Raw genomic sequence first — 23,553 nt, 5'->3', positions numbered from 1 at the left:
GCAATAAACTTTAATAAACATAATTCGTCTTGGTTTTAAATCTGGATTTCACTTTTTGAATCAGAATTAGCCACATATAAATTGGCATATTGATTTACCTCAAAGGCTTTGTCAAAAATACAAACCGTAAGAGGTGTAACTGATTTATTTTCTAAATGAACCCCGTCATGACCAATTTTGACATTTAACACTGATCCCCTGAAAATAATATTGAAAGAAAAAGATTGCCATCTTACAGGTAAAAAGGGATGAAAATAAAGCTGATCATCTTTAATTCGCATACCAGCAAAGCCTTCCACAACGCTCATCCAGGTTCCTGCCATAGAGGTAATATGAAGACCATCATCGGTATCATTATTATAATCATCTAAATCGAGACGCGACGTTTGGAGATAAAAATCGTAAGCGCGTTGCTCATCGCCCAGTTTAGCCGCTAAAATAGCATGCACACAAGGAGATAGCGAACTTTCATGAACCGTACGTGGTTCGTAAAAATCAAAGTTGCGCCTGATCGTGTCTTCATCAAACTGATCTTCCAATAAGTAGATTCCCTGAAGCACATCTGCCTGCTTAATAAATACGGAACGCAGAATCCTGTCCCAACTCCACTTTTGATTAATAGGCCGATCCGAAAGATTCAGGTCTTTAACCAACACCTGCTCTTTATCTAGATAGCCGTCCTGTTGCAGAAAGATCCCCAGGTTATCATCCTTTGGATAGTACATATTTTGAATTATGGACTTCCATTCCGTTGTTTCTTTGAACTCATCGAACCGGATTCGCTCCGTCAATTCCATAAAGCTTTCCGGAGATTGAATACGAACATAATCCAATGATTCTAACGTATATTTCATACACCAGGTAGCTATAGTGCTGGTATACCAATTATTGTTCACGTTATTTTCGTATTCATTCGGTCCCGTAACACCAAGCATAACATATTGCTTTTTATCGGCACTCCAATTTACTCGTTGACTCCAGAAGCGGGATATGGCAACCAGTACTTCAAGGCCGTATGTAATCAAGTAATCTTTATCGCCCGTATAGCGGATATAATTATAGATCGCAAAGGCAATTGCTCCGTTCCTATGGATTTCCTCAAAGGTAATTTCCCACTCATTGTGGCATTCCTCACCGTTCATGGTCACCATTGGATAAAGTGCGGCTCCATTGTTAAAACCAAGCTTTTCAGCATTTTCAATTGCCTTAGCTAAATGTTTATACCGATATATAAGTAGATTCTTTGTAATTTCAGGTGAAGCAGTTGCCAAATAAAAGGGCACACAATAAGCTTCGGTATCCCAATAGGTAGAGCCACCATATTTTTCACCAGTAAATCCCTTAGGCCCAATATTCAGACGGGCATCCTCCCCTGTATAAGTTTGGTTTAACTGAAAAATATTAAAGCGAATAGCTTGCTGTGCGGCAACATCCCCTTCAATCACAATATCACTTTCTTCCCATTTTTTCGCCCAGGCTGCTGCCTGTTCAGCCAGCATTTTATCAAAACCCTTATCAGCAACCTCCTGAAGCATAGTATGGCAGGTAGCTAAAAGTAATTCTTTAGGGTAATTCTCTGACGACAGATTAGCGGCATACTTATATATAGTCAGCTTCTCCTCTTTTTGTACCCTTATTTTCACCTCATTAGCTACATACTTCTCCTTGGTTATTTTTCGAGATACAGGAATAGCTTGCCCTTTTTCAGTTTGAATGTCAAACTGCATTCCGGTGCAAACCTCAAAATTGGTCTTTTTAGTGCACAGTCCCAGAAAAGCAGATTGATCATGCACTTCATGATATAGCTCATCCCAGAATTTCTCATCGTAGTTGGCATCCTGATTTTGCACATCACCATCAATGAAAGGAGTAATAGTCAGTTCATCATCAAAATTTAGAAGAGTAATTGCATAGCTTATTGCACCTGTTTCGTCATCAACAATACTACAAAACCTTTTTGCTACCACACTTACCTGCCTGTTTCCCTCTAAAGAAATAACGAAAGAACGTTCAAGATAACCCTCCTTCATATTCAAAACACGCTTAAAATCAATGATCTCGCATTTGTTCAGATCGAGTATTGTTTCGCCAATTTTGATACCAATCCCTATCCAGTTTGCTGCATTTAAAACCTTCGCAAAATACTCAGGATAACCATTTTTCCACCAACCTACACGAGTTTTATCCGGATAATAGATTCCGGCAACATAATTACCCTGTAAGGTATCACCTGAATAGGACTCTTCAAAATTAGCACGCTGCCCCATAAGGCCATTGCCAATACTAAAGATACTTTCAGATATTTTATTTAAATGAGGATCGAAGCCTGATTCAATAATATTCCATTCATCTTCAACGATATAATTCTTCATTTTCCTGTAAAATCTATGCTATATGTTATATCAATCTATAAGTTATTGAGTTGTGGGACATGTATTTCAAAGAGTCCCTTAACCACCAGATCCGCGCGATTTAAAACCTCTGCAGAGCCAATGCCTACTACCTTCATTCCCGCTGCTATTGCGGCCTCCACACCTGCTACAGCGTCTTCAAACACGACACAATTCGCAGGTTCGATTCCTAATGCTTCAGCTCCTTTTAAGAAAACCTGAGGATTAGGCTTTGATGCAGAGACATGGTTACCATCTACCAATACGTCAAAAAGAGGGAGCAAACCTGTTCTTTCCAGAATCAGTCCTGAATTTTTACTGGCTGAGCCTAATGCTGTTTTTAGACCTGCGGCCTTCATCTCTTGCAGGAATTCTTTAGCACCTGGAAGAATTTCATCAGGACGCATGGATTGAATCATCTCCACATACCATGTATTTTTACGGGAAGCCAGTTCTTCGCGCTCTGTTTCAGTCTTTTCTATACCCCCCCATCCAAGAATAAGCTCCAGTGATTTTACCCGGCTTATTCCTTTTAATTTTTCATTATCTTCTTCTGTAAAGTCAAAACCAAGCTCGTTAGCCAGGCGTTTCCAGGCACGGTAATGATATACCGCTGTATCAACAATTACACCGTCAAGATCGAATATACAAGCTGTTATTTGTGCCATATTATTTTTGCAATTCCAATACCAGTGTAGTTTTGGCAGGGATCGTTAATGTTTTTAATGAATTAATTTTTGTTGCAGAAGTGATATTTAAAGCTTGGGTAAAACCAGCAGTGCGTTCTTCAAAACGAGAGGTATTGAGTATTTCCTCTTTGTCATTGCTGTTCATGATGATCATGACCGTTTTATCCGCATTGTATCTGAAGTATACGTAAATACCGTTTTCGGGTACATATTGCATCAGTTTTCCCGTTTGCAAAACCTCATTGTTTTTGCGGTAATTAGCCAGCGTCTTCACAAAGTTGAAGGCTTCATTCTCTTTTTCTGTTCGGCCAGAAGCTGTGAATTTATTCACTTTGTCCTCTGCCCATCCTCCTTTGAAATCATCACGTACTAATCCATCGGGATTAGAAAAATTCTTCATCAACAACTCTGTTCCGTAATATAACTGGGGGATTCCACGTGTAGTCAATAACCAGGCAATTCCTGATTTATATTTAGTAAAATCTTCTCCTACCACTGAATAAAAGCGACTCAGGTCATGGTTGTCCAGAAATACCACATTGCGGGTAGCATCCTGATAAACAAAATCACTGGCAATGGTGGTATAGAGACGATTAACACCGTCATCCCATCCCTGTTTTCCGTTCAAGGCTTCATTTATTCCCCATAAAGCCTGAAAATCAGTTACGCCGGGTAACTCTGTGTCGAAGCCTCTATTAATAGTATTCCCCTGAGTAAAGAAGGCCTGATTAGGTACACCACGTACCCATGTTTCTGCAAAAAAGGTAAAGCGTGGATATTCTGCCTTGATCGCCTTTCCCCATTCTGCCATATAAACCGGATCGTTGTAGGCATAGGTATCCAGTCTGAAACCATCTATTCCGGCATATTCAATCCACCAGATATGACTTTGTGTGAAGTAATTCTTTACAAATTCGTTATTCTGATTGACATCAGGCATATGGTGATCAAACCATCCGTCAGTCATTTGTTTTTTATCATTTGCAGCTGCATATGGGTCAAAAAGCACCTGGTCTTTAAAAGAAGACTTCGTATAGGTTGGCCATTGATGTACCCAATCTTTTGATGGCATATCTTTGATGATCCAGTGTTCGCTTCCTAAATGATTATGCACCAAATCTTTTATCACCTTCATGCCCTTTAAATGGCAGTCATCAATGAGCTTTTTATAAAGTGCATTGGTACCAAAGCGGGGATCTATTTTATAATTATCGGTAACGGCATAGCCGTGATAGGAGGTTTTAGGCTGATTGTTTTCTAAAACCGGGTTGAGCCATAAGGTGGTTACACCGAGCTCCTGAAGATAATCCAGGTGATTAATGATTCCCTGAATGTCACCGCCGTGCCTGTAATACATTGAATCACGGTTTAGAGTTGTTTCCTCCATCCCCTTAACGATGTCATTCTTTTTATCTCCGTTTGCAAAACGATCAGGCATAATGAGATAAACAAAGTCTTTATTGGTTACGCCTAGTATGCGGTTTGGGGATTTATCCCTGGCCTTTAACTGATAACTGTAACTCAGTTTCTTTGCATTTTTCTTTGTAAATGCTATTTCAAACTTTCCTGGTGTAGTACCAGGGTTAATTTCAAGGTCAAGAAATAAGTAATTGGGGTTTTCTACCCGATTTATTTTAACCAGCTTAACTCCTTCATAATTCAAACTCACTTCCCGGGAAGCAATCTGATTGCCATGAACCACTAACTGGAGTTTCGGATTATTCATCCCTACCCACCAAAAGGAAGGCTCAACGCGTTCAAGTGCTGGTATCTGTGCAAAAACTGATACACTGATCAACAGAAAAAACAGAATAGAACTGATTTTAACTTTCATTATTTATAGTAATTAAATTACATTAATATCAACTATTGGTGATGTGTAGTACTATCATTATGTATACTATTTCCTCAATAGATAATCTTAATTTGTACCCACCTCAGACGCACCTCCTTCGCACCTTGTTCGCACCTTGTTCGCTCCGCATGAAAGCAAAATGCGTTTGAGTTGAAAGGTAAGTCCCTGTTAGTTGCCCATTAGTTAATAGGTTTTAATGCTTATTAATAAAAAACAGCATAAATGATTCCTAGCATTCAACTAAGTAATTTCTTAGAATGATAACTCTTGGGGAATACAGATTAGACAGACAGGCATTTACTGATAGTGGTGGTTTATAAAAAAACCTGCCTGCTAATAAGCAGACAGGTTTTAGCATTAATTTTTCTTTAATTTATACATATAATACGCAGGATGTGATAGATCCAGTGTAATCGTATAAGATCCAGCATCAGAAACTGAAAGATTATCATTACTACCAATTTTCAACACTCCATCGATAGTACTTGCTCCCATATTCAATGCCCAAGCGTTATTCGCTCTGAATTTAAATTCTCCGGCTGTAAGATTAACCGTTGCTTTCCACACTTTCGCGTTTATATCGTAAGTAAGAGCAGTTTCTGTATCCCAACCACCTGAAGTTGCGGCACCTATTACAGCCCATGCTGTTTTTTCAGCAGACACTGTCATTTTATTAATATCCGCTTTGATATAATAATATCCTGCACCGGCTTGAGTAATATTACCACCCGTAGTACTCAGGAGCCCTGTTCCGCCATCACCATAATTGGTATTATTCCAGTCTCTCGCACTTGTTAATTTATAATCTGTGCTGGCATCAGGAAAATTAACAAATCCTTCATAAGTGCCGTCATCCTTTACTGATCCAATTGCAGGAGCAGTTGAAGGAGCCCATCCCTGATGACTACCTGCTACATACAAGGATACATATTCTGGAATGACCACATAAGGGGTAACTGTTAAGGAGACCACATTGGAATAAACAGGACTTTGATTAGGGGCAATAGAAGTTTTTAAGCGCAATTCAATATGAGACGCTACATCGCTTGGTAAGTTAACCTTACTGACCATCAAAGCGTTAAAATCAGCACCAGTATATTTTCCTTTAACAAATCCAGTAAAATCCACATCATAAGGAGAAGCAAAGTTCTGGCCAGCAGAATCAATCTCCAGTGTGTAAGTTGTAATATCAGTTGCATTAGCCGGAGTGGACCAGGTTACTTCCTGTTTATTCCATGAAAATGTAATAACAGTATCGCTCGCTGTTGCCGGGGTTAATACTAAGGTGTTGGTTGATACCGCTAATGCAGGAGCCTCTCCAGCAGTAACACTCAACTTCTCTTCGTCTTTTTTACAGGATGCAAACACTAACATGGTTAGCGTAATGATCCCTATATTTTTGAATATCTTTTTCATAAAGAACTTATATCTTTAACTAGTAGCCAGGGTTTTGAATTAAGTTTGTATTGGCAATCACATCAGTTGAAGGAAGAGGATAGAGATTACGGAAAGACTCAACTCCCTTACCATTAATCACTCCGCCTTTATATGGCCATAGGTAGGATGCTTCAGTAAATTTACCGTAGCGAACTAAATCCGTACGTCTGAAACATTCCCAATACAGTTCTTTTGATCTTTCATTTAAGATATCATCAACTGTAAGCGAACTGACATTGCCTGATGTATTACCATAAGCACGTTGGCGCAAAAGGTTGACATAATTGATAGCTGTAGCTGGACTTCCAGATCCTCCTCTTAATACTGCTTCTGCATAGACTAAATACATCTCAGCTAAGCGGAAAAGAGGGAAATCTGTAGAACAAAAGATCCCGTTTACAGAAGGAGCTGTTGCTCCTGTAGATGTTTTGTTGGTAAACTTGGTTACGGCTAAACCTTGTGTGAAGATCGTTATATCAGTAATCGCTGGAGTTGTTCCATAGAACATCGCTCTTTTATCAGCTGTAGTTGCATAATTACCAAATTTTTGTGGAAGAGTTGCTCTACTTCGGTTACCACCCCAGCCACCACTAGGAACACCAAAAGATGCAGTACCCATATCACCATTAATTGCTGCATTAATTAAAAAGGTTGATCCTCCATAATTCTGAGTGCTTGTGCCATCATAATTTACAGATAGAATTACTTCTGGGTTATTCAGGTTATTATCTGCTTTAAAGAGATTGGCATAAGAAGTATGCAGCGTGTAACGTTTTGAATTAATTACTTTTTCTGCATAGGTAGCAGCTTCAGTAAATTTAGGAGTACCGATATAAACTTGCGCATTTAAATATACACGAGCTAAAAGGGCCCAATCTGCTCCTTGTGTTACACGTCCATATTCATTGGTTTCTTTCAGCGTTGGTTCAATAGCTAATAATTCAGATTCAACATAAGTGAATAAATCTGCTCTTGAAATTTGCTTAGGAGACTCTTTACCGACAGTACTTTCTTCGGTAATAAAAGGAGGGTTACCAAATGCATCCATCAAGACCCAATACTGATAGGCTCTTAAAAAACGGGCCTCAGATATATAGTATTTGATTTCTGTGGCATCGTCTCCTGTAATTCCTCTGGCAGAAAGTTTGGCATCGGTGCTCTCTCTTAAAAATTCATTGACCAAAGTAATTTGATAAACACTACGGGCATACAATCCTAATAAAAGGACGTTTGAAGAAGTATAGGTCATGAAATTTAGCTCTGGAAGACCAGGGTCTCCCCATGCGCATGCGGCTTCATCTGTTGGCAATTCCTGTGACATCCAGAAAGAGCGTATAAAATCTGATGTACCAGCATCTACACCACCGATATCTCCTGTAGTAGCAGATGGTCCTCCATTGGCCGAAGTCCCTATACTTCCATAAACCTTAGCAATCCCTTTTTTATATCCTTCAGGGGTAGCATACGCCACATCTGCTGTTATATCATTGGTTGGGGTGAGGTTTAAGTCATCTTTACATGAAGTGACCATGAATAGCAATGCACAGAATGCTAACACTATTTTATTATATTTTTTCATCTTAGTTCCTTTCTTTAATTAAAATCCAAGGTTTAAACCTAATACAAATGTCCTGGGTCTTGGGTATAATTGATAATCAATACCGCTATATACTTCAGGATCGATACCAGTATAATTGGTAATGGTGAACACATTCTGAACATTGGCAGAGATAGTCAAATTTCCCATTGTGTGATCATGTAGAATTTTACCTGCATTATAACTCAATCCAATATTATCCATTTTCATGAATGAAGCATTCTGTACGTAGAAATCTGTAGTTAATTGATTATTTATAAATTGGGTATCAAAAAAACTTGTAGGGACGTTATTAAGAATTCCGGCTCCGGAGTTCAGCAGGCTGGCTCTCGAAGTAAAACTGGAAGCCACATTATTGTATACATAGTTCCCTAGGTTGGCTCTTAATACTGTACTTAATGCCCATTGTTTGTAATTAACAGAGGTTGAGAAACCTAATGTTATCTTTGGAGCAGGGGATTTATAAAAATACCGATCACCACTTTCGTTAATTACTCCATCTCCATTTAAGTCAGCATAAACGCCTTGCAATGGTTTACCATCATCTCCATAAACTTGCTTATATACAAAGAACGTATTAGGAGCAGCATTTAAGGTGTGTGCCTGAATGTAATATCCTGTAGCACCTTTTATACCACCTGTTGAAATTTGGTAACTTGGATCGTAAGAGGCAGTAAGGTTGGTCACTTTTGTCTTGTTATAGGTAACGTTAAATCCTAAGTCCCATGAGAAATCATTTTTCAAGATCGGTTTGCCATTAATAGCAAATTCTACTCCAGATGCTTCCATATTACCCACATTGGTTAACAGAAAGTTACTAAAATTTGAACCTATAGGAATAGGGATTGAGCTTAAAAGATCTTTTGTTTTTTTCTTGTAGATATCTAAACTTCCATTTATTCTACCATTAAGAAAACCATAATCTAAGCCCCCGTTAATGGTTGTGGTTGTTTCCCATTTAATGTTTTTATCATAAGCAATTGGGGCATTCATACTATAAAAAGTATCGCCTATCTGATACATGGCTTCATTGACACTGGTAGAATAATTCGGCAGATAAGAATAATTAGCTATTCCTTCCTGTTGTCCGGTTACTCCATAGCTTAATCTAAGTTTCAAGTCAGATAGAACAGTAGTACCTTTTAAGAAGTTTTCCTGATTAATTCTCCAGGTAAATGCTGCTGAAGGAAATACACCCCATCTATTTTCTTCACTAAAACGTGAAGATCCATCCGTACGAACGGTTCCCGAAACAGTATACTTATCGTTATAGGTATAAATTAAACGACCGTAATAGGACAACAACCTGTTTTCTGGCTGATCATATGGGAATGTTGGAGTAGAAATAACAGTTGTACTGTCGGCCCTATAAGTACTGAAATTTAAGTTTTTGGTTTTATTAGCATAATAACCGTAGCCTGCAGTTGCACTGATACTACTTTTAATTGCTTTTATATCCTTATTATAGTTTAAATAAAACTCAGCTACTTGATTTGATATATCTGACTGATATTTATGATAAGAACCTTGTGTTGAATAACTCTGAGCAGCATTGGCAAAAATGAAAGTTGCTCCTTTACCTCTTGATACATCGTAACCCAAGTTCAGATTAGCGTGTAATTCAGGCAGAAAATGGAACGAATAATCAAATTGCACATTGCCAAAACTTCTTTTTGTATTACCATCATCGTCCTTGTTTTTAATAAGGGATACGGGGTTTCTTGGAGCATTTGGATTTGGCACCAAGGTAGTTCCTGATCCAGTGGTCCACTCAAAGTAATTATCAAATGGATTTTCTGCAGTAACTGATTGAGTTGGATCAAATTGAATGGCATTCACGATCGCATCCTGATTAGCAAACTGCGATTTGGATAAAGATCCTTTTAAGTTCAAATCGACTTTCAAATGATTATCAAAGAACTTAGGATTCAAACTTACCGCAGCGGAAGTACGCTTCAAGTTGTCCGTTAACAACGTTCCATTTTGATTCAAGTAACCAAAAGATACTCGGTAAGGCATATCTTTTGTAGAACCTGCAACGCTAAAATTATTATCAGTGGTAAAGGCTTTCCGATAAATTTCATCCTGCCAATCGGTATTAGCTGTACCAACCATTGCTACTTGAGCTGCATTTCCATTTTCGTTTACATAGGTACGCATTTGGTCTGCTGACAATACATCAACCTTTTTTGCCACAGTTGCTACTGAGTTCTGAGTACTGAAATTAATTATAGGAGCGCCACTTTTACCTTTTTTCGTAGTAATCAAAACAACACCGTTTGATGCTCTTGAACCGTAAATAGCAGTCGCATTTGCATCTTTCAATACCGTAAAGGTTTCAATATCGTTCGGGTTGATCATCGCCAGGGCATTACTAACGCCTGGTATAGTGCTTCCAGATAATGGAACCCCATCTACCACGATAAGCGGATCGTTACTGGCATTTAAGGATGCCCCTCCACGAATACGAATCGTACTACCACTACCGGGAGCACCACCATTGGTAGTTACCTGAACCCCAGCAATCTTACCAACAATTAATTGATCTGGTGATGTTATAGTACCTTTTTGGAAATCTTTAACACCAACAGTTGCAATGGAACCAGTGACATCCTTTTTTTGTTGGGTACCGTATCCAATTACGACCACCTCTGTCAGGTTTTGAGCTAAAGGAGTTAATTTCACATTCACCTTAGTGTCTCCGCTTACAACAGTAACGTTACGCTTTAGGATTTCGAATCCTATAAATGAAGCTGATATCGAATAAGTCCCCGTTGGAATTGCATTTAACTTAAACTGACCGTTCCCATCTGTGGATGTGGCTCTGTTTAAAGAAGTGATGCTAATAGAAGCGCCAGGAAGTGGCTGATTGGTCTCATCTAAAACCTGTCCACTGATGCTTCCGGTTTGAGCATAGCTCCAACTGGATAACACGACGAAAAACAGCATTAGAAGCATGTAATGTTTTTTCATTTGGTTGTTTAATTAAGTTTTACATTATGTGGTTAGTAATCACATCTGCGTTTTACAGTGATGTAAAGATAATCGGGAACGTTCCCGAACTAAAATATTTAACATGAAAGTTATCCACATTATTTATTTTGTTTTTTATTAAACTTCCGTGTATCGAATACACTAACTTAGGCTCCAAATAACGTCCTGATTATCTGATAGGTACATTAGTGAAATTTCAAATTTTAGTTATGACACGAACTAAAAAGGTATATGTTTCTTTCGGGATCGTTCCCGAATGTTAATAACTTTAGACAATCCTCTTCATGCTTCAGCAATTTTGACTGCTCAAATTAATGTTCAAACCTTAAATAAAATAGTAATTATATACCTGAGGTAGACTTACGAATGATAAGCTCCGAGTCTAGTACTACATTTTCGTAGTTCTCATTATCTTCAGGATTTTCTAAGCTTCTGAATAAAATTCGCGCCGCCTCAACACCCATATCATAAGCAGGTTGAGTAATGGTAGACAGTGAAGGATTAAGCAACGGCGCAATCTCAAGGCTTGAGAAACACACGATCTTTATATCAGTACCTATGGCAATATTCATATCGTGACACACATAATAACTCGCTAAAGCAAGCCGCTCTACTGAGGCAAACACGCCATCTGGCTTTAAATGCTTAAATACATGTTCCAGGATCAATGTATTTTTAACCATATCATTACTGCAATCAATAACCAATTCTTCCCTGATAGTTTCACCGGAGCTCTGCAAAGAGTCGAAGTACCCCTGCATCCTCATTTTACCGATGGATAGATTTTTATTCACAACGAGGTAAACTATTCTTTTACAGCCTTGCTCAATCAAATGCCTGGTAGCTAAATAGCTACTATCGTAGTCATTAGTAGCCACTTTGGAAGTGATCACATCATCGTACACCCGGTCAAAAAAGACAAGTGGAATACTCTTCTTCCTGATCTTATGCATATAACTATGATCCTGAGCTTCACCAGTCACAGACATGATGATGCCATCGACTCTACCATGATGAAGTTCTGTTATAAAGGCAACCTCCTTATCAAAATCGTCATTTGTGAGATAAATCAGGACATGAAAGCCGTTATCACGGGCAACTCTTTCGATACCGTTTATTGCCCTTGAAAAGAAGTTATTCGCTATTTCAGGAACTATAACAGCAATAGTCTTACTTTTTTTTTCTCTGAGATTACTCGCTAAATGATTAGGTTGGTAATTGAGCTCCAGAGCCATTGACAGGATTTTCTCTTTGGTCTCCTTACTAATGTCGTTATGCCCCCTAAATGCCCTCGAAATAGTAGAGGTTGAGACCTTAAGTTTTTCAGCAAGTTGTTTTATATTTATAGAATCCATTAAAAGCAATATTATACTATTTGAAGCAAACAGGCATTCAAATATACAGGCTTTTCCTACAATCCCTTCTTTAATTTAATTTCTTAACGTTCAATTGAATTTGAAAGAGCTTGTATAATTTGATTTCTTAAACTATCTGGTGTTTAAATGATTTATTCAGGTAGCAGAGATCTGCCACCTGAGTAAATTCACCTGGTTTATTCTACTTCTTTCCATATGTACTTTCAGTCCATTTATCCGTACGAAAAGGTGAAGCTGGAAGTCCTGCCCCATTAACTAAATTACAAACCGGATTATCTGCCCATGCATATCTAACTGCAACCGGATGCTGCACTTCATCACTACTCACACTGATTTCGTTGCCCTGAACAACTGCTTTGGCCCAATGGAATTTTTGATCAGCACCCGCAATAGAAAAACCAGTTAATACGCCACCATCTTTGGCTTTTAAACCTCCTTCGTTAAATTTAAAATTAAGTTTAATGGCACTACCTGATATTTTTTGAGATTGAAATAGAGGTCCGGAGTAAGCTATTTTTTCTCCATAGGTATTAGCAAGGGCAATTAAAGCCAGACGGCGACCTACCTCTTGCTTATTTTTCGGATGAATATCAACAGCATCTCCTATATCAATGGCCACTGCCATACCTGTATTGGGCACTGACAAAGTTTGAAGCTGAGCATCCCTCAATTCCGCCCATGCAGATGCCACTGGCTGCTCATTTACTTTCATGAAATTGGCTAACTGAACGTAGTAAAATGGAAAATCACCTATGTTCCAGTACTTTCTCCAATCTGTAATCATAGCAGGGAAAAGAGTACGATATTGAGAAGCGCGATCTGCATTGCTCTCTCCCTGATACCAAATTGCACCTTTTATAGCAAACTGAATAAAAGGATGAACCATCGCATTATATAATACAGTGGGCCTGTTAGGCTCATTATCAGAAGCAGGCATTGCGTCGATATCCTTTAGATTTACGCCTTCCTTATACTGCCAGTCTCCATCTAATGAAACACGTCCACCATTTGCAGAGGCAACAGACACCACATTTTTATCACCGTAAAAGCCACCGCCACCAGCACCATCGAACACACGTACAGCAAGCGCAAACTCCCCTGCCTTCACTTTATCAGCAGGGATAGTGTAAACGCGGTTTTTAGTAAACCCTTGCGTTTCACCTACCTTTTCTCCGTCAAAATAAGCAATATCATCATCATCAATAGTGCCCAGGTAGATTTTAAGTTCTTTCCCAGCCCAAGATGCAGGAATGATTACTTTCTTACGGAACCAAACTACACCATTAAAATCGGGAAGAGCAGATTGTTCCCAGAAGGCGGGCACAACCATTGTTTTCCATGCAGTGGCATCAAAAGACGATGCTACCCATATCGGTTTTTGTTGGGCATAACCTGCATCTTTCTGCATTAAGGCACGATTCCATGCTTCTAACTGTTGGGCATAACTTAAGGTACTTTTCACCTGGCCACTTTGAGCAATCTTATCTGCTGCCATTGCGAAATCAGGCATATTCTTAAGCGTTTCCCCACTTGTCCAGGCTTCAGCAATTGTACCTCCCCAGGAAGTATGGATCAATCCAATAGGTACACCTTTCTTTTTATAAATCTCTCTGGCAAAAAAGTAGGCAACGGCAGAGAATTCAGCTATGTTCTGTGGTGTACAAGGGTTCCAACCGCCATATTGCACCTTAACATCTTCCAGTGGAGTATTGCTGGCAATGTGTTCCGCCTGCAACAACCTGATATTAGGATAATTAGCATCGGCAATTTCCTGCTGATAATTATTAATTTTACCCCATCCTGCTAATGGCAACTGCATATTAGATTGTCCGGAACATAACCAAACTTCCCCGATTAGCATATTTTTTAAGATAGTTTTGTCTCCGTCGGAAATAGTCATCTCATAAGGACCTCCATAAGAAGGTGTTGGAATCATAATTTTCCAGTTTCCTGTTTGATCCGCTTTTGCAGAATAACTCTTCTTGCTCCAGGTTATACTAATCCGCACAGTTTTACCTGCATCTGTTTTGCCCCAGATAGCCGCATTGGTTTTCTGCTGAAGCACCATATTATCACTAAATACTGCCGGCAATACTACTTTTGCCTGCGCACTAAAACCAATAGACAAAACAGCCAAAATCAGACTTTTTTGCAACAACCCCATACAATAATGTTTCATAATTTAACTTAGGTTTAAAAAATTATCTCAATTCATCTAATTGTAATACAACACTTGTTCTGCCGGCATTCACATCCGGATTAAAGCCTACTTTCATCAGAAAGTCACCTGTATATATTCTCGAGTCATCTATAGTAGAGTTTACGCCTGGATACAAATTCACTTCTTTCAGTTTATATTTTTGAGCTGCATCCAGACCTTTCAGTAGTATTGGACGTTTACTACCCTCTCCGTAACGATTATTGACCAGGTAGTTAAAGATGACTCCGGAAGATTTCTCTGCATTCAAATACAATACCGAGGCTACACTTCCTTCCCGGGGATTGGCTAAACGGTATTGATCGCCCTGCCAGATCACCGGCTTCATTACATCATAAGTCTGTATCGCATCCTGACAAAATTTAAGATCATTTCCATTCAGCTTACTTACCACGATATCAAAACCCAGCTTGCCCATCATAGCTACATCGGTACGGAATTTAATGGGTTGTTTGCCCCAGTCTGTCACATGATTGGAACTGCTGATTGCTGGATAGAAATAGGAATATTCCCATTGAATGAAAATTCGTTCCAGCGGATCGGTATTATCACTTGGCCAAAATTCAGTAAAGTATTTTAAGGCAGCATAATCAACACGACCTCCACCACCAGAACATAACATCATAGGAACCTTGGGATACTTAGACCGGATTCTTTCCAGTACTTTATATAAACCCTTTACATAGTCGATATAAAAGTGCGATTGGTTATTCAAATGAGCTGAATAGGCATTATATATCACTGCATTGCAATCCCATTTGATATACGCCAGATTCGGATTATCCATGAACAGCTTATCTACAATTCCATACACAAAATCCTGAACCTTCGGGTTGCTTAAATCCAATACCAGCTGGTTCCTAAAGTAATGTTCCTCCCTTAAAGGTTGTTTAATCACCCAATCGGGATGCTTCTCATACAGTTCACTCTTAGAATTCACCATTTCAGGCTCTATCCAGATTCCGAATTTAACGCCATTGCTCTGTGCTTCCTTCACTAAGGAAGAAATGCCATTGGGGAGTTTGCTTTTATTTTCCTGCCAGTCACCAAGCCCTGCCCGATCATCATTTCTTGGATATTTGTTCCCAAACCAGCCATCATCCAGTAGAAACAAATCAACTCCCAGCTTTTTAGTGTCTTTTAACAGTTCGGCCAGTTTGTTTTCATTAAAGTCAAAGTAGGTAGATTCCCAGTTATTGAGCAGTGTCAAACGGGTGCCTTTCCCATCCAGCAACCTGTAATTACGTGCCCAGCTTTGTAATTTACGACTAGCCTCCCCTTTTCCCTTATCGGAAAAGGTATATAAAAACGCAGGAGTGCTAAAGGTTTCATTTGGTTTCAGCGTATAAGGCGATGCATAATTGTTCATTCCGGCAATAATGCGCAGGTTATCCTGGTAGTCCACTTCAAGATCTATCCGAAAGTTACCGCTCCATTCCATTGCTCCATATAAAACACTGCCCTCATCTTCTGAAGCCGGTTGATTCAGAGAAATCATGAATACAGATGGTTGAAATAAATTTGCACGTGTTCCAAGTTTGGTATCCAGGGTCTTAATGCCATGTGTCAATTGAGACTCTTCGGGCTGCATTTCCTTTGCCCAATCCCCATGATACTGGTTTAACCAATAACTCCCTGCCTTGACATATAAATTTGCAGAAGCATACTTATGCAAAACCACATTCCCTTTTTCTTTATGCCTGATCTCCGTCCATTGTTCTATTACATCTTCCTTAAAGTAAGATTTGTAAAATAAGGTTACTTCGAAATTATATACAGGGTCTTTTAAAAGGATGCTTAACAGGCTTACATCATCATCCACCTTCTTGATCTGGTGACTTACGTACCGTAAATCCAATGAGTTATTTCCATCTGCATGTGTAACAGTGATAGCCGGTTCCATCAGGTTGCGGGAACCCGAAGGGGTATATGCTGAATTTAAAAGGCTTGTATAATCTTCCGTTTGTTTGAATGTTCCAGGAATTTGACTATACTCTGCAGAGTTTAATAGCTTTTCGCCAAAATAAATTGCATTAAGGTCTCTATTCGAACCTACTTGAAGGACAAGTGCATTTTTAGCCGTTTCTACAGGAATGATGATTGTTTGAGCTTTTACACCTAAACCTAACCCATATAGAATTATAAATAAAACGAGTAATTTCACTTTGCTTATTATTTGCTTGAAGCTCTTCATTTATATATTTTAGGTCTTAATTTGGGTCTTGTAAAAGGTTTATTCTATTCGCGCTTTACTTGCTAGTGAATACGCCATACTATCTTGTTATTTTAGATTATTCCAGCCTGTTGATAACAGGAGTTCTGTATCTGTACATTCATACCTATGAATTAAAATATAAATATTTACATTGAATAGCGTATTTAGGAACATATTCAAACATTCAGTTAATTTAAAGCAATTGTAAGCTTTTTCTTTTAAAAGCGCAGCAATAACTAAAAACATCCGCTAAAATAAACAGAGTTTGAAGCTTCCACATCTATTAATTAAATTTCCTTTATTCTTATTTAGCAAAACCAAAATACTTAACAAGGATTATCTATATTTGCAAACTTACGTCCACGTAGTTCAATGGATAGAATAATGGTTTCCGGTACCATTGATGGGGGTTCGAATCCCCCCGAGGACACTTTCATTAAAACAAAACCCCCTTTAAAGCTTTTAAAGGGGGTTTTGTTTTAATGCATTCTTTTTAAGATCTAATTCCACCTTCTAATGAAACAATTGTCCTGACAATCTTAGCCTGAAATCAAGTTAAACCCAGTATGCTGAAACGGGTAAGTACAACTTAATGTATGTTCAGGTTCAGCAAGCTGAATTAGTTTATATAACAATAAAAAGATTGCATTTTATCTTAAACAATTGACACTTAAACAGTGAGGAAGCTTTAATTCATATAGTACTCTCTACATTTCAATATAAATAATTGCAATTTAAACCCCACTAAAAGCAGTAAAGCCACCATCAACCGGAAGAATTACCCCCGTAATAAAGCTTGCAGCATCGGAACATAAAAACTGAATAGCACCATTCAATTCAGAGATATCTCCAAACCGATTCATTGGTGTTCTTGCCAAAACCTTCACGCTTCTTTCTGTATAACTTCCGTCCGGGTTAATTAAAACCGCTCTGTTCTGATCACCTATAAAAAATCCAGGCGCTAAAGCGTTTACCCTTACCTTTTCACCAAACTTAAGCGCCAACTCTGTTGCCAGCCATTGTGTGAAGATATTAATTCCCGTTTTTGCTACTGAATACCCAGGTACTCTTGTTATAGCAGAGTAGGTGGCCATCGAAGATATATTGATGATACTACCACTCCCCTGCTGAGCCATGATCTCACCGAAAGCCAGACATGGATATACAGTACCATTGGAGTTCAGATTAGTGACCTTTTCCCAGTCCTCTATTTTCATATCAAACACATTCTGGTCTTCTCTTAACGTTGCGCCGGGAATATTACCACCCGCACAATTTACCAGGATGTCTATTGTTCCCCATTTTGCTTGTACCGTTTGAGCAAGCTCTCTCAGATTATTGATATCCAAAACGTTTCCCGCCACACCAATAACATCCTCATGTATTTTCTTCAGTTCTGCTACACGAGCATCCAGATTTTCCTGACGGATATCTGTAGCAACAACTTTAACTCCAGCTTTCATTAAACTTAATGCAATACTGCCTCCTAAAACTCCACCGGCTCCGGTTACTACTGCTACTTTACCGCTGATATCAAATAAATTATTTTTCATTTTCTTTTATATTTAATGCGCTTTCAATTCCTAATTCCAGACCTGATATTTCAGCCATACCCTTCATTCTTCCTATTAAAGGGTAACCCGGATTACTTTGCCTATTGAAATCATCCAGGATCTTTAAGCCGTGATCAGGCCTGAATGGCATTCTGAGATCTTTTCTTCCACTCGCTTTTCTTTTATTCTGCTCCTCTAACAAAGCTTTAAGCACACCATACATATCTGCTACCCCATCAAGATGGGCCGATTCATAAAAACTTCTCGCACCCACTCGTTTGATGTTTCTTAGGTGTACAAAATGTATTCTTTCGGCAAAACGCTTTACAATCTCCACCAGATTATTATCCTCTCTTACTGACAATGAGCCGCTGCAAAAGGTTAATCCGTTCTTCAGCGACTTATTCTGAGAAAAGATCCAATCAAAGTCTTCCTGCGTGCTTGCTATTCTAGGCAAGCCAAGCAAAGAGAAGGGTGGGTCGTCTGGATGAATACAAAGATTAATGCCTGCCTCTTCCGCTACCGGAATGACCTCGTTTAAAAACAGGACCAGATTGTTTCTTAGCGCATTTTTATCGATAGCATTGTACCTGCTCAAATAATCCAGAAACACCTGTTTATAATTCTGCACATTGCCCACCGTGCCATTTATAAAACCTTGGGTTACCACTATAATGTTATAAGCGAGCGTATTCTGTTCCTCCTCACTCATTTTGGAATATATTTCTTCCGCTTTAGCTATGACCTCTGCTGAATGATCCGCTCTAGCATTGGGGCGATTTAAGATGAAAATATCGAAGGCAGCAAAGGTCTCATGATCATAAAACATCGACTCGGCACCACTTTCCTGTACATAATGCAGGTTGGTTCTTGCCCAATCTAATACCGGCATAAAATTATAGCAAACCGTATCTATACCACATTCCCCCAGATTTTTAAGTGATATTTTATAGTTGTTAATTAGTTCTTCCCGTTGTGGACTGTTAATTTTGATCTCCTCCGAAACAGGCAAACTTTCCACCACACTCCAGCGCATACCATAACTTTCAATCTCCTCCTTTACCGCCATTATCTCTTCAACAGGCCATACAGCTCCGCCTTTTATATGATGCAAGGCTGTAACTATTCCTTCTACACCAAACTGTTTGAGTTGCGACAATTTTATACTATCAGTTTTGCCAAACCATCTCCACGTTTTCTCTAATGCCATGTCATAAATCGTATATGAATCTTTTATTATTTAATCGGCTCAATTAATTTGATAGTTCCATCATCATTGTGAACCAGCTCCGTTACCTTAATATTTCTCAAATGAGTTTTATTGGAGATTTGAGTATCATGGTAGAAAATGTACCACTTTTTATTTACCTCCAGAATAGAATGATGTGATGTCCAGCCTTGTACCGGATTCATAAACGTACCTTGATAAACAAATGGGCCCATTGGACTATGTCCAATCGCAGAAGCTAAGTAATGCGTATCCCCGGTAGAGTAAGTAAAATAATATTGACCCTTGTATTTATGCATCCATGACCCTTCAAAGAAGCGCCTGTCATGGTCTTTTGTCAAAAGCAATTTTCCTTCTTTAGTCACAATCTGCACATCCTTAACCGCACCATCAAAACCAAGCATGTCGGCACTCATCTTAGCCACCTTGGCAGATAATGCGGGTTCATCTTCTTTTTGAGAGTCTGTTTTAGATCCATTTGCATCATACTGACCATCTTTCCACCTTTGCAATTGTCCACCCCAGATCCCTCCGAAATACATATACGACACGCCATCATCATCCGTAAAAACTGCGGGATCAATACTAAAACTTCCTTCAATAGGTTTTGCCTCAGCTTTAAAGGGACCAGAAGGAGATTTTGATAGCGCTACACCCATTCTAAAAACATCTTTCTTATCCTTTACAGGAAAATATAAATAGTAGGTTCCGTTTTTAAATGCAGCATCAGGTGCCCAAAGTTGCCTTCCAGCCCATGGAATATCCTTCACAGATAAGGCCACACCATGATCTGTAACTTTCCCCTTGATACTATCCATGGAAAAAATATGGTAATCCCGCATATCAAAATGATCGCCATTATCATTCTCCGGAATCCCTGCGTCAATATCATGAGAAGGATAAATATAGATTTTTCCGTTAAATACATGTGCCGAAGGATCTGCCGTATAGATATCGGTCACCAATGGTTGTGACAAAAACTTAGAAGTATCTTTCGTCAATCCTGAATTTTGAGTACTAACAACTTTTGTGCTGTTCTGACAGCCTGCCAGGCTTACCACCAGGGCAGCCGAAATAAAGAGAATCTTGTTTACCTGCTTTTTCATTGTATACGTTATAATGGTTAATTTTTATTTAATAAATGTTTCTTTAGGACCTAAAAAACTAGACTTTAAACCGCCAAAATCTATGACTAATTTTTGTAATACAATACCCGGATTAATCATCCAGTAGTTTAAAACGTGCTTACCAGATTTAGTGAATGTATGCGGAGTAGTTAATATTTTAATACTGTTGGCAACGGATTTTCCCCATTGATAATCATTCATATAATCCTTATTTATATTCACGACAACAGGTTTGCCATCATCAATAGAAATTGCATATTTCAGTCCCCCTATATTAGCAAAATCAATAGTAGGGGATACATACGCGGACAAAGTTGCCGGTCCTGTTTCTGAGACATAAAAGTCATATTCTAAATGAGGACTCCCTTCCTTTGGTACCTGAACAGGAGAAGTAACAGGTACAGGAAATACACCTCCCGCTGTTTTACCATATCCTGGAATAATCTGCCATTGGACAGGTCTTGCCTCAACAGCCCTTGAATAATGGACGGCTTCCATGGATACCAACCTGTTATTTTGCACAAAACCACCTATTTCAGCAGCATGAGCAATCTTTATGGTTCGTATCGGAATGCTAATTTCAGAACCATCACTTGCTTTAATCTGAATCGAAGAAGTATGCTCGCCTGCTGGTGCTTTAGTCCAGTCAACACTCAAACAGATTCGCTTCGTTTCTTTTATCGTTCCTTTATTAGACGATAACGTAAAGAAAGCGGGCGCTTTTACCTGATAAGTAAAAGATTGTCCTCCTCGGTTAAAGATTTCAAAATAATGCTCATCGTTGCTCACATTATCATAAATAGGAAAACTTTCGTTCAGGGTTACTTTTCCTGACCAATATGACTCACTCCCTTCAATTGACAGACCCATCATCGCTTTAGATCTTATCGCAACTGAATCTGTGCGGGGAATAGTATCAGTAGCAGGTTGCTGCCAGATCTTATAACCAATATGGGTTTGATCCATCATATGATTCCATTTACCATTCGCTAACTTGTGATTATAATAATTTGTTATATCTGCATCCTTTTGAAACAATTCTTTCACTTTTAAAGCAAATTCATTGGTGCTATTCCTGCCTTGCTTCGCATATAAACGATTTTTAGCAGTCGCATAATAAAGCGCATATAGATTCGCACTAGCAATAACCGGATGAAGGATCAACTGATAATAGGCATCACGCTGCTCCGGCAATATTTGCTCATTGATATATGAAGCTTTTTGAACAAGCTCTTCATATTCTTTAACCACGCCTTCATATTCATCATCGCTCACCAAACTATATGTATCTGCATTTAACAATTCAGGCTTAACCCGCCCATTATATTTAGTGTATAAATCAAGTATATTCGCAATTTCAACCGCATAAGCATCTCCGAATTGTTTACTGCACCATCTCACGGTATAATCCTTTAATTGACTTGAAGGGAAAGCTGAGGGTGTCCAGGCATAGTCTAAAAAGAATTCAATTGGAAATTCCATCGGCTTTAAATCGCCCACATTTACAATCCAGATCTTATTCGCATCATACTCATAAGCTAGGTTCATTTGTTCCCATATTTTCTGAATAGGATTCGTATTGATCCACTTATAATTCCTTGGACCACCCACATAATCAAAGTGATAATAAATGCCGTAACCACCACTTCGAGGCGCTTCATTTAATTTAGGCAACTTCCGTAGATTACCCCAGTTATCATCACTCAACAAAAGGGTGACATCATCAGGGACACGCATCCCCTGGTCATAATAATCCTGCACCTCCTTATATAATGCCCAAAGCTGTGGAGATGCTGATGCAGGCTTAGCACTGACTTCTTCAATAATACTCCGTTGATCTCTAACAATTCTTTCCAGTAGACTAGTTGCTGTACCCGTTGTCATAGGTTCATCCCCATCCCCCCGCATTCCTACAGTTACAATTTGTTCCTTCCCTTGCGTACGCTCCAAACCCGTCTTCCAGAACTTCTTTAAAACGGTTTCATTTTTATCGTAATTCCACAAACCCTCTCCATACTTTTTCCATTCAGCATGCGCTCGCATTAAAGGTTCATGATGTGAAGTGCCCATCACAATGCCATACTCATCCGCTTTAACAGAATTCATCAGATCATCATCATTAAAAGCATTTCCCCACATTGCTGGCCATAGATAGTTTCCCTTCAACCTTAATATAAGCTCAAAAACCTTTTCATAAAACTGATGATTAAATCCACCAAACTTCTCTTTTGCCCAGCCGGACAAGGCTGGTGCCTCATCATTTAAAAAAATACCACGGTATTTCACTACCGGAGATGAAGTAATATGCCTTCCTCCCAGCGCATACAACTGACTTTGCTTTTTAACAGGGACATCTGCCCAGTAATACCACGGAGAAACGCCGATCTGGTATGACAATTCATAAATTCCATAGATTGTTCCCCGTTTGTCGCTTCCTGCAATTACCAACGCACTATCAACCCCTTTTATTGGATTATACACCACCTGAATTAAGTTACTCTCCCACTGACCTGCAACTCCGGCAACATTTATTTTCTTTTGTTTAATTAACTGGTCTATCAGTTTACTTTTCCCTATAGTTCCAATGATTATGGAAGGACCAGAAGATCCGTTTAACTTGAATTCAGGAGTTATTCCAGTTACCTTTTGCAAGTCAGAAGCGAGATCCCTTGCTGCCCGGTTCACCCCCTCCCATTCATTATCACTAAGCAATAAAGTAGCCACGTTTCCTTTTGAACTTATAGAGAAACTACCAGGCACATAATGACTAGAGACGAAGGTGTCTGCAGCCTTACTTAAAAAAACCTGCATAAAAAGTAAAGGAAGGAAGCAACTAATTTTTCTGATCATACTATTTCTTTTAAATTTACCACA

At 38.9% G+C, this 23,553-nt stretch carries 13 protein-coding genes and 1 tRNA gene; 1 reads left to right on the top strand and 13 read right to left on the bottom strand.

Annotation, left to right across the window (positions count from 1 at the left end; genetic code table 11):
• Nucleotides 1-35 precede the first annotated feature (35 nt).
• The 9 genes from BFL47_RS10755 to BFL47_RS10715 all read right to left on the bottom strand — a co-directional run bounded on the left by BFL47_RS10755 (nucleotide 36) and on the right by BFL47_RS10715 (nucleotide 16,750).
• Nucleotides 36-2,372, bottom strand: coding sequence for a glycoside hydrolase family 65 protein (locus BFL47_RS10755; RefSeq protein WP_069659799.1), 2,337 nt, complete (start codon nucleotides 2,370-2,372; stop codon nucleotides 36-38).
• A gap of 35 nt (nucleotides 2,373-2,407) precedes the next feature.
• A complete protein-coding gene (gene pgmB / locus BFL47_RS10750) occupies nucleotides 2,408-3,058 on the bottom strand; it encodes a beta-phosphoglucomutase (RefSeq protein WP_069659798.1) in 651 nt (216 codons plus the stop codon).
• Between the two features lies 1 nt (nucleotide 3,059).
• Entirely contained in the window at nucleotides 3,060-4,913 is a 1,854-nt protein-coding gene (locus BFL47_RS10745) for a glycoside hydrolase family 13 protein (RefSeq protein ID WP_069659797.1), read from the bottom strand.
• A 378-nt stretch (nucleotides 4,914-5,291) separates the two neighbouring features.
• Entirely contained in the window at nucleotides 5,292-6,350 is a 1,059-nt protein-coding gene (locus tag BFL47_RS10740; RefSeq protein WP_069659796.1) for a SusE domain-containing protein, read from the bottom strand.
• Nucleotides 6,351-6,369: 19 nt separating this feature from the next.
• Complete coding sequence (locus tag BFL47_RS10735; RefSeq protein ID WP_069659795.1) at nucleotides 6,370-7,950, bottom strand: RagB/SusD family nutrient uptake outer membrane protein; 1,581 nt, start codon at nucleotides 7,948-7,950, stop codon at nucleotides 6,370-6,372.
• Nucleotides 7,951-7,968: 18 nt separating this feature from the next.
• The gene (locus BFL47_RS10730; protein ID WP_069659794.1) at nucleotides 7,969-10,941 is read right to left on the bottom strand and encodes a SusC/RagA family TonB-linked outer membrane protein; all 2,973 of its coding nucleotides are present in this window, start codon (nucleotides 10,939-10,941) and stop codon (nucleotides 7,969-7,971) included.
• A gap of 362 nt (nucleotides 10,942-11,303) precedes the next feature.
• Nucleotides 11,304-12,317 (bottom strand): LacI family DNA-binding transcriptional regulator, encoded by a 1,014-nt coding sequence (locus tag BFL47_RS10725; protein ID WP_069659793.1) that lies wholly within the window; start codon nucleotides 12,315-12,317, stop codon nucleotides 11,304-11,306.
• A 202-nt stretch (nucleotides 12,318-12,519) separates the two neighbouring features.
• Nucleotides 12,520-14,517 (bottom strand): sialate O-acetylesterase, encoded by a 1,998-nt coding sequence (locus BFL47_RS10720; RefSeq protein WP_069659792.1) that lies wholly within the window; start codon nucleotides 14,515-14,517, stop codon nucleotides 12,520-12,522.
• 22 nt (nucleotides 14,518-14,539) lie between these two features.
• Complete coding sequence (locus BFL47_RS10715; protein WP_069659791.1) at nucleotides 14,540-16,750, bottom strand: alpha-galactosidase; 2,211 nt, start codon at nucleotides 16,748-16,750, stop codon at nucleotides 14,540-14,542.
• Between the two features lie 379 nt (nucleotides 16,751-17,129).
• On the opposite strand from BFL47_RS10715, the gene BFL47_RS10705 reads away from it, so the two are divergent.
• Nucleotides 17,130-17,201, top strand: a tRNA-Arg gene (locus BFL47_RS10705).
• 304 nt (nucleotides 17,202-17,505) lie between these two features.
• On the opposite strand, the gene BFL47_RS10700 is transcribed toward BFL47_RS10705, so the two are convergent.
• The 4 genes from BFL47_RS10700 to BFL47_RS10685 are packed head-to-tail and all read right to left on the bottom strand — an operon-like array spanning nucleotide 17,506 to nucleotide 23,529.
• Nucleotides 17,506-18,324 (bottom strand): SDR family oxidoreductase, encoded by an 819-nt coding sequence (locus tag BFL47_RS10700; protein WP_069659789.1) that lies wholly within the window; start codon nucleotides 18,322-18,324, stop codon nucleotides 17,506-17,508.
• Nucleotides 18,314-19,534, bottom strand: a complete 1,221-nt coding sequence (uxuA, locus tag BFL47_RS10695; RefSeq protein ID WP_069659788.1) for a mannonate dehydratase — start codon at nucleotides 19,532-19,534, stop codon at nucleotides 18,314-18,316. Before uxuA ends, BFL47_RS10700 begins: the two co-directional genes overlap by 11 nt.
• Nucleotides 19,535-19,560: 26 nt before the next feature.
• A complete protein-coding gene (locus BFL47_RS10690; protein WP_069659787.1) occupies nucleotides 19,561-20,658 on the bottom strand; it encodes a glycoside hydrolase family 43 protein in 1,098 nt (365 codons plus the stop codon).
• A gap of 24 nt (nucleotides 20,659-20,682) precedes the next feature.
• Nucleotides 20,683-23,529, bottom strand: coding sequence for a glycosyl hydrolase 115 family protein (locus BFL47_RS10685; protein ID WP_069659786.1), 2,847 nt, complete (start codon nucleotides 23,527-23,529; stop codon nucleotides 20,683-20,685).
• Nucleotides 23,530-23,553 lie beyond the last annotated feature (24 nt).

Source organism: Arcticibacter eurypsychrophilus (assembly GCF_001730525.1).
Classification (GTDB): Bacteria; Bacteroidota; Bacteroidia; order Sphingobacteriales; family Sphingobacteriaceae; genus Arcticibacter; species Arcticibacter eurypsychrophilus.
Note: the sequence above shows the minus strand (reverse complement) of the source record. Positions and strands in the feature narration are given on the sequence as shown.

What these genes read in the sequence shown, in the direction of transcription:
- BFL47_RS10730 (WP_069659794.1), bottom strand. Translation starts at nt 10,941, where the DNA reads ATGAAAAAACATTACATGCTTCTAATGCTGTTTTTCGTCGTGTTATCC.
- BFL47_RS10685 (WP_069659786.1), bottom strand. Translation starts at nt 23,529, where the DNA reads ATGATCAGAAAAATTAGTTGCTTCCTTCCTTTACTTTTTATGCAGGTT.
- BFL47_RS10755 (WP_069659799.1), bottom strand. Translation starts at nt 2,372, where the DNA reads ATGAAGAATTATATCGTTGAAGATGAATGGAATATTATTGAATCAGGC.
- BFL47_RS10735 (WP_069659795.1), bottom strand. Translation starts at nt 7,950, where the DNA reads ATGAAAAAATATAATAAAATAGTGTTAGCATTCTGTGCATTGCTATTC.
- BFL47_RS10725 (WP_069659793.1), bottom strand. Translation starts at nt 12,317, where the DNA reads ATGGATTCTATAAATATAAAACAACTTGCTGAAAAACTTAAGGTCTCA.
- BFL47_RS10740 (WP_069659796.1), bottom strand. Translation starts at nt 6,350, where the DNA reads ATGAAAAAGATATTCAAAAATATAGGGATCATTACGCTAACCATGTTA.
- BFL47_RS10745 (WP_069659797.1), bottom strand. Translation starts at nt 4,913, where the DNA reads ATGAAAGTTAAAATCAGTTCTATTCTGTTTTTTCTGTTGATCAGTGTA.
- BFL47_RS10715 (WP_069659791.1), bottom strand. Translation starts at nt 16,750, where the DNA reads ATGAAGAGCTTCAAGCAAATAATAAGCAAAGTGAAATTACTCGTTTTA.
- BFL47_RS10700 (WP_069659789.1), bottom strand. Translation starts at nt 18,324, where the DNA reads ATGAAAAATAATTTATTTGATATCAGCGGTAAAGTAGCAGTAGTAACC.
- uxuA (WP_069659788.1), bottom strand. Translation starts at nt 19,534, where the DNA reads ATGGCATTAGAGAAAACGTGGAGATGGTTTGGCAAAACTGATAGTATA.
- BFL47_RS10690 (WP_069659787.1), bottom strand. Translation starts at nt 20,658, where the DNA reads ATGAAAAAGCAGGTAAACAAGATTCTCTTTATTTCGGCTGCCCTGGTG.
- BFL47_RS10720 (WP_069659792.1), bottom strand. Translation starts at nt 14,517, where the DNA reads ATGAAACATTATTGTATGGGGTTGTTGCAAAAAAGTCTGATTTTGGCT.
- pgmB (WP_069659798.1), bottom strand. Translation starts at nt 3,058, where the DNA reads ATGGCACAAATAACAGCTTGTATATTCGATCTTGACGGTGTAATTGTT.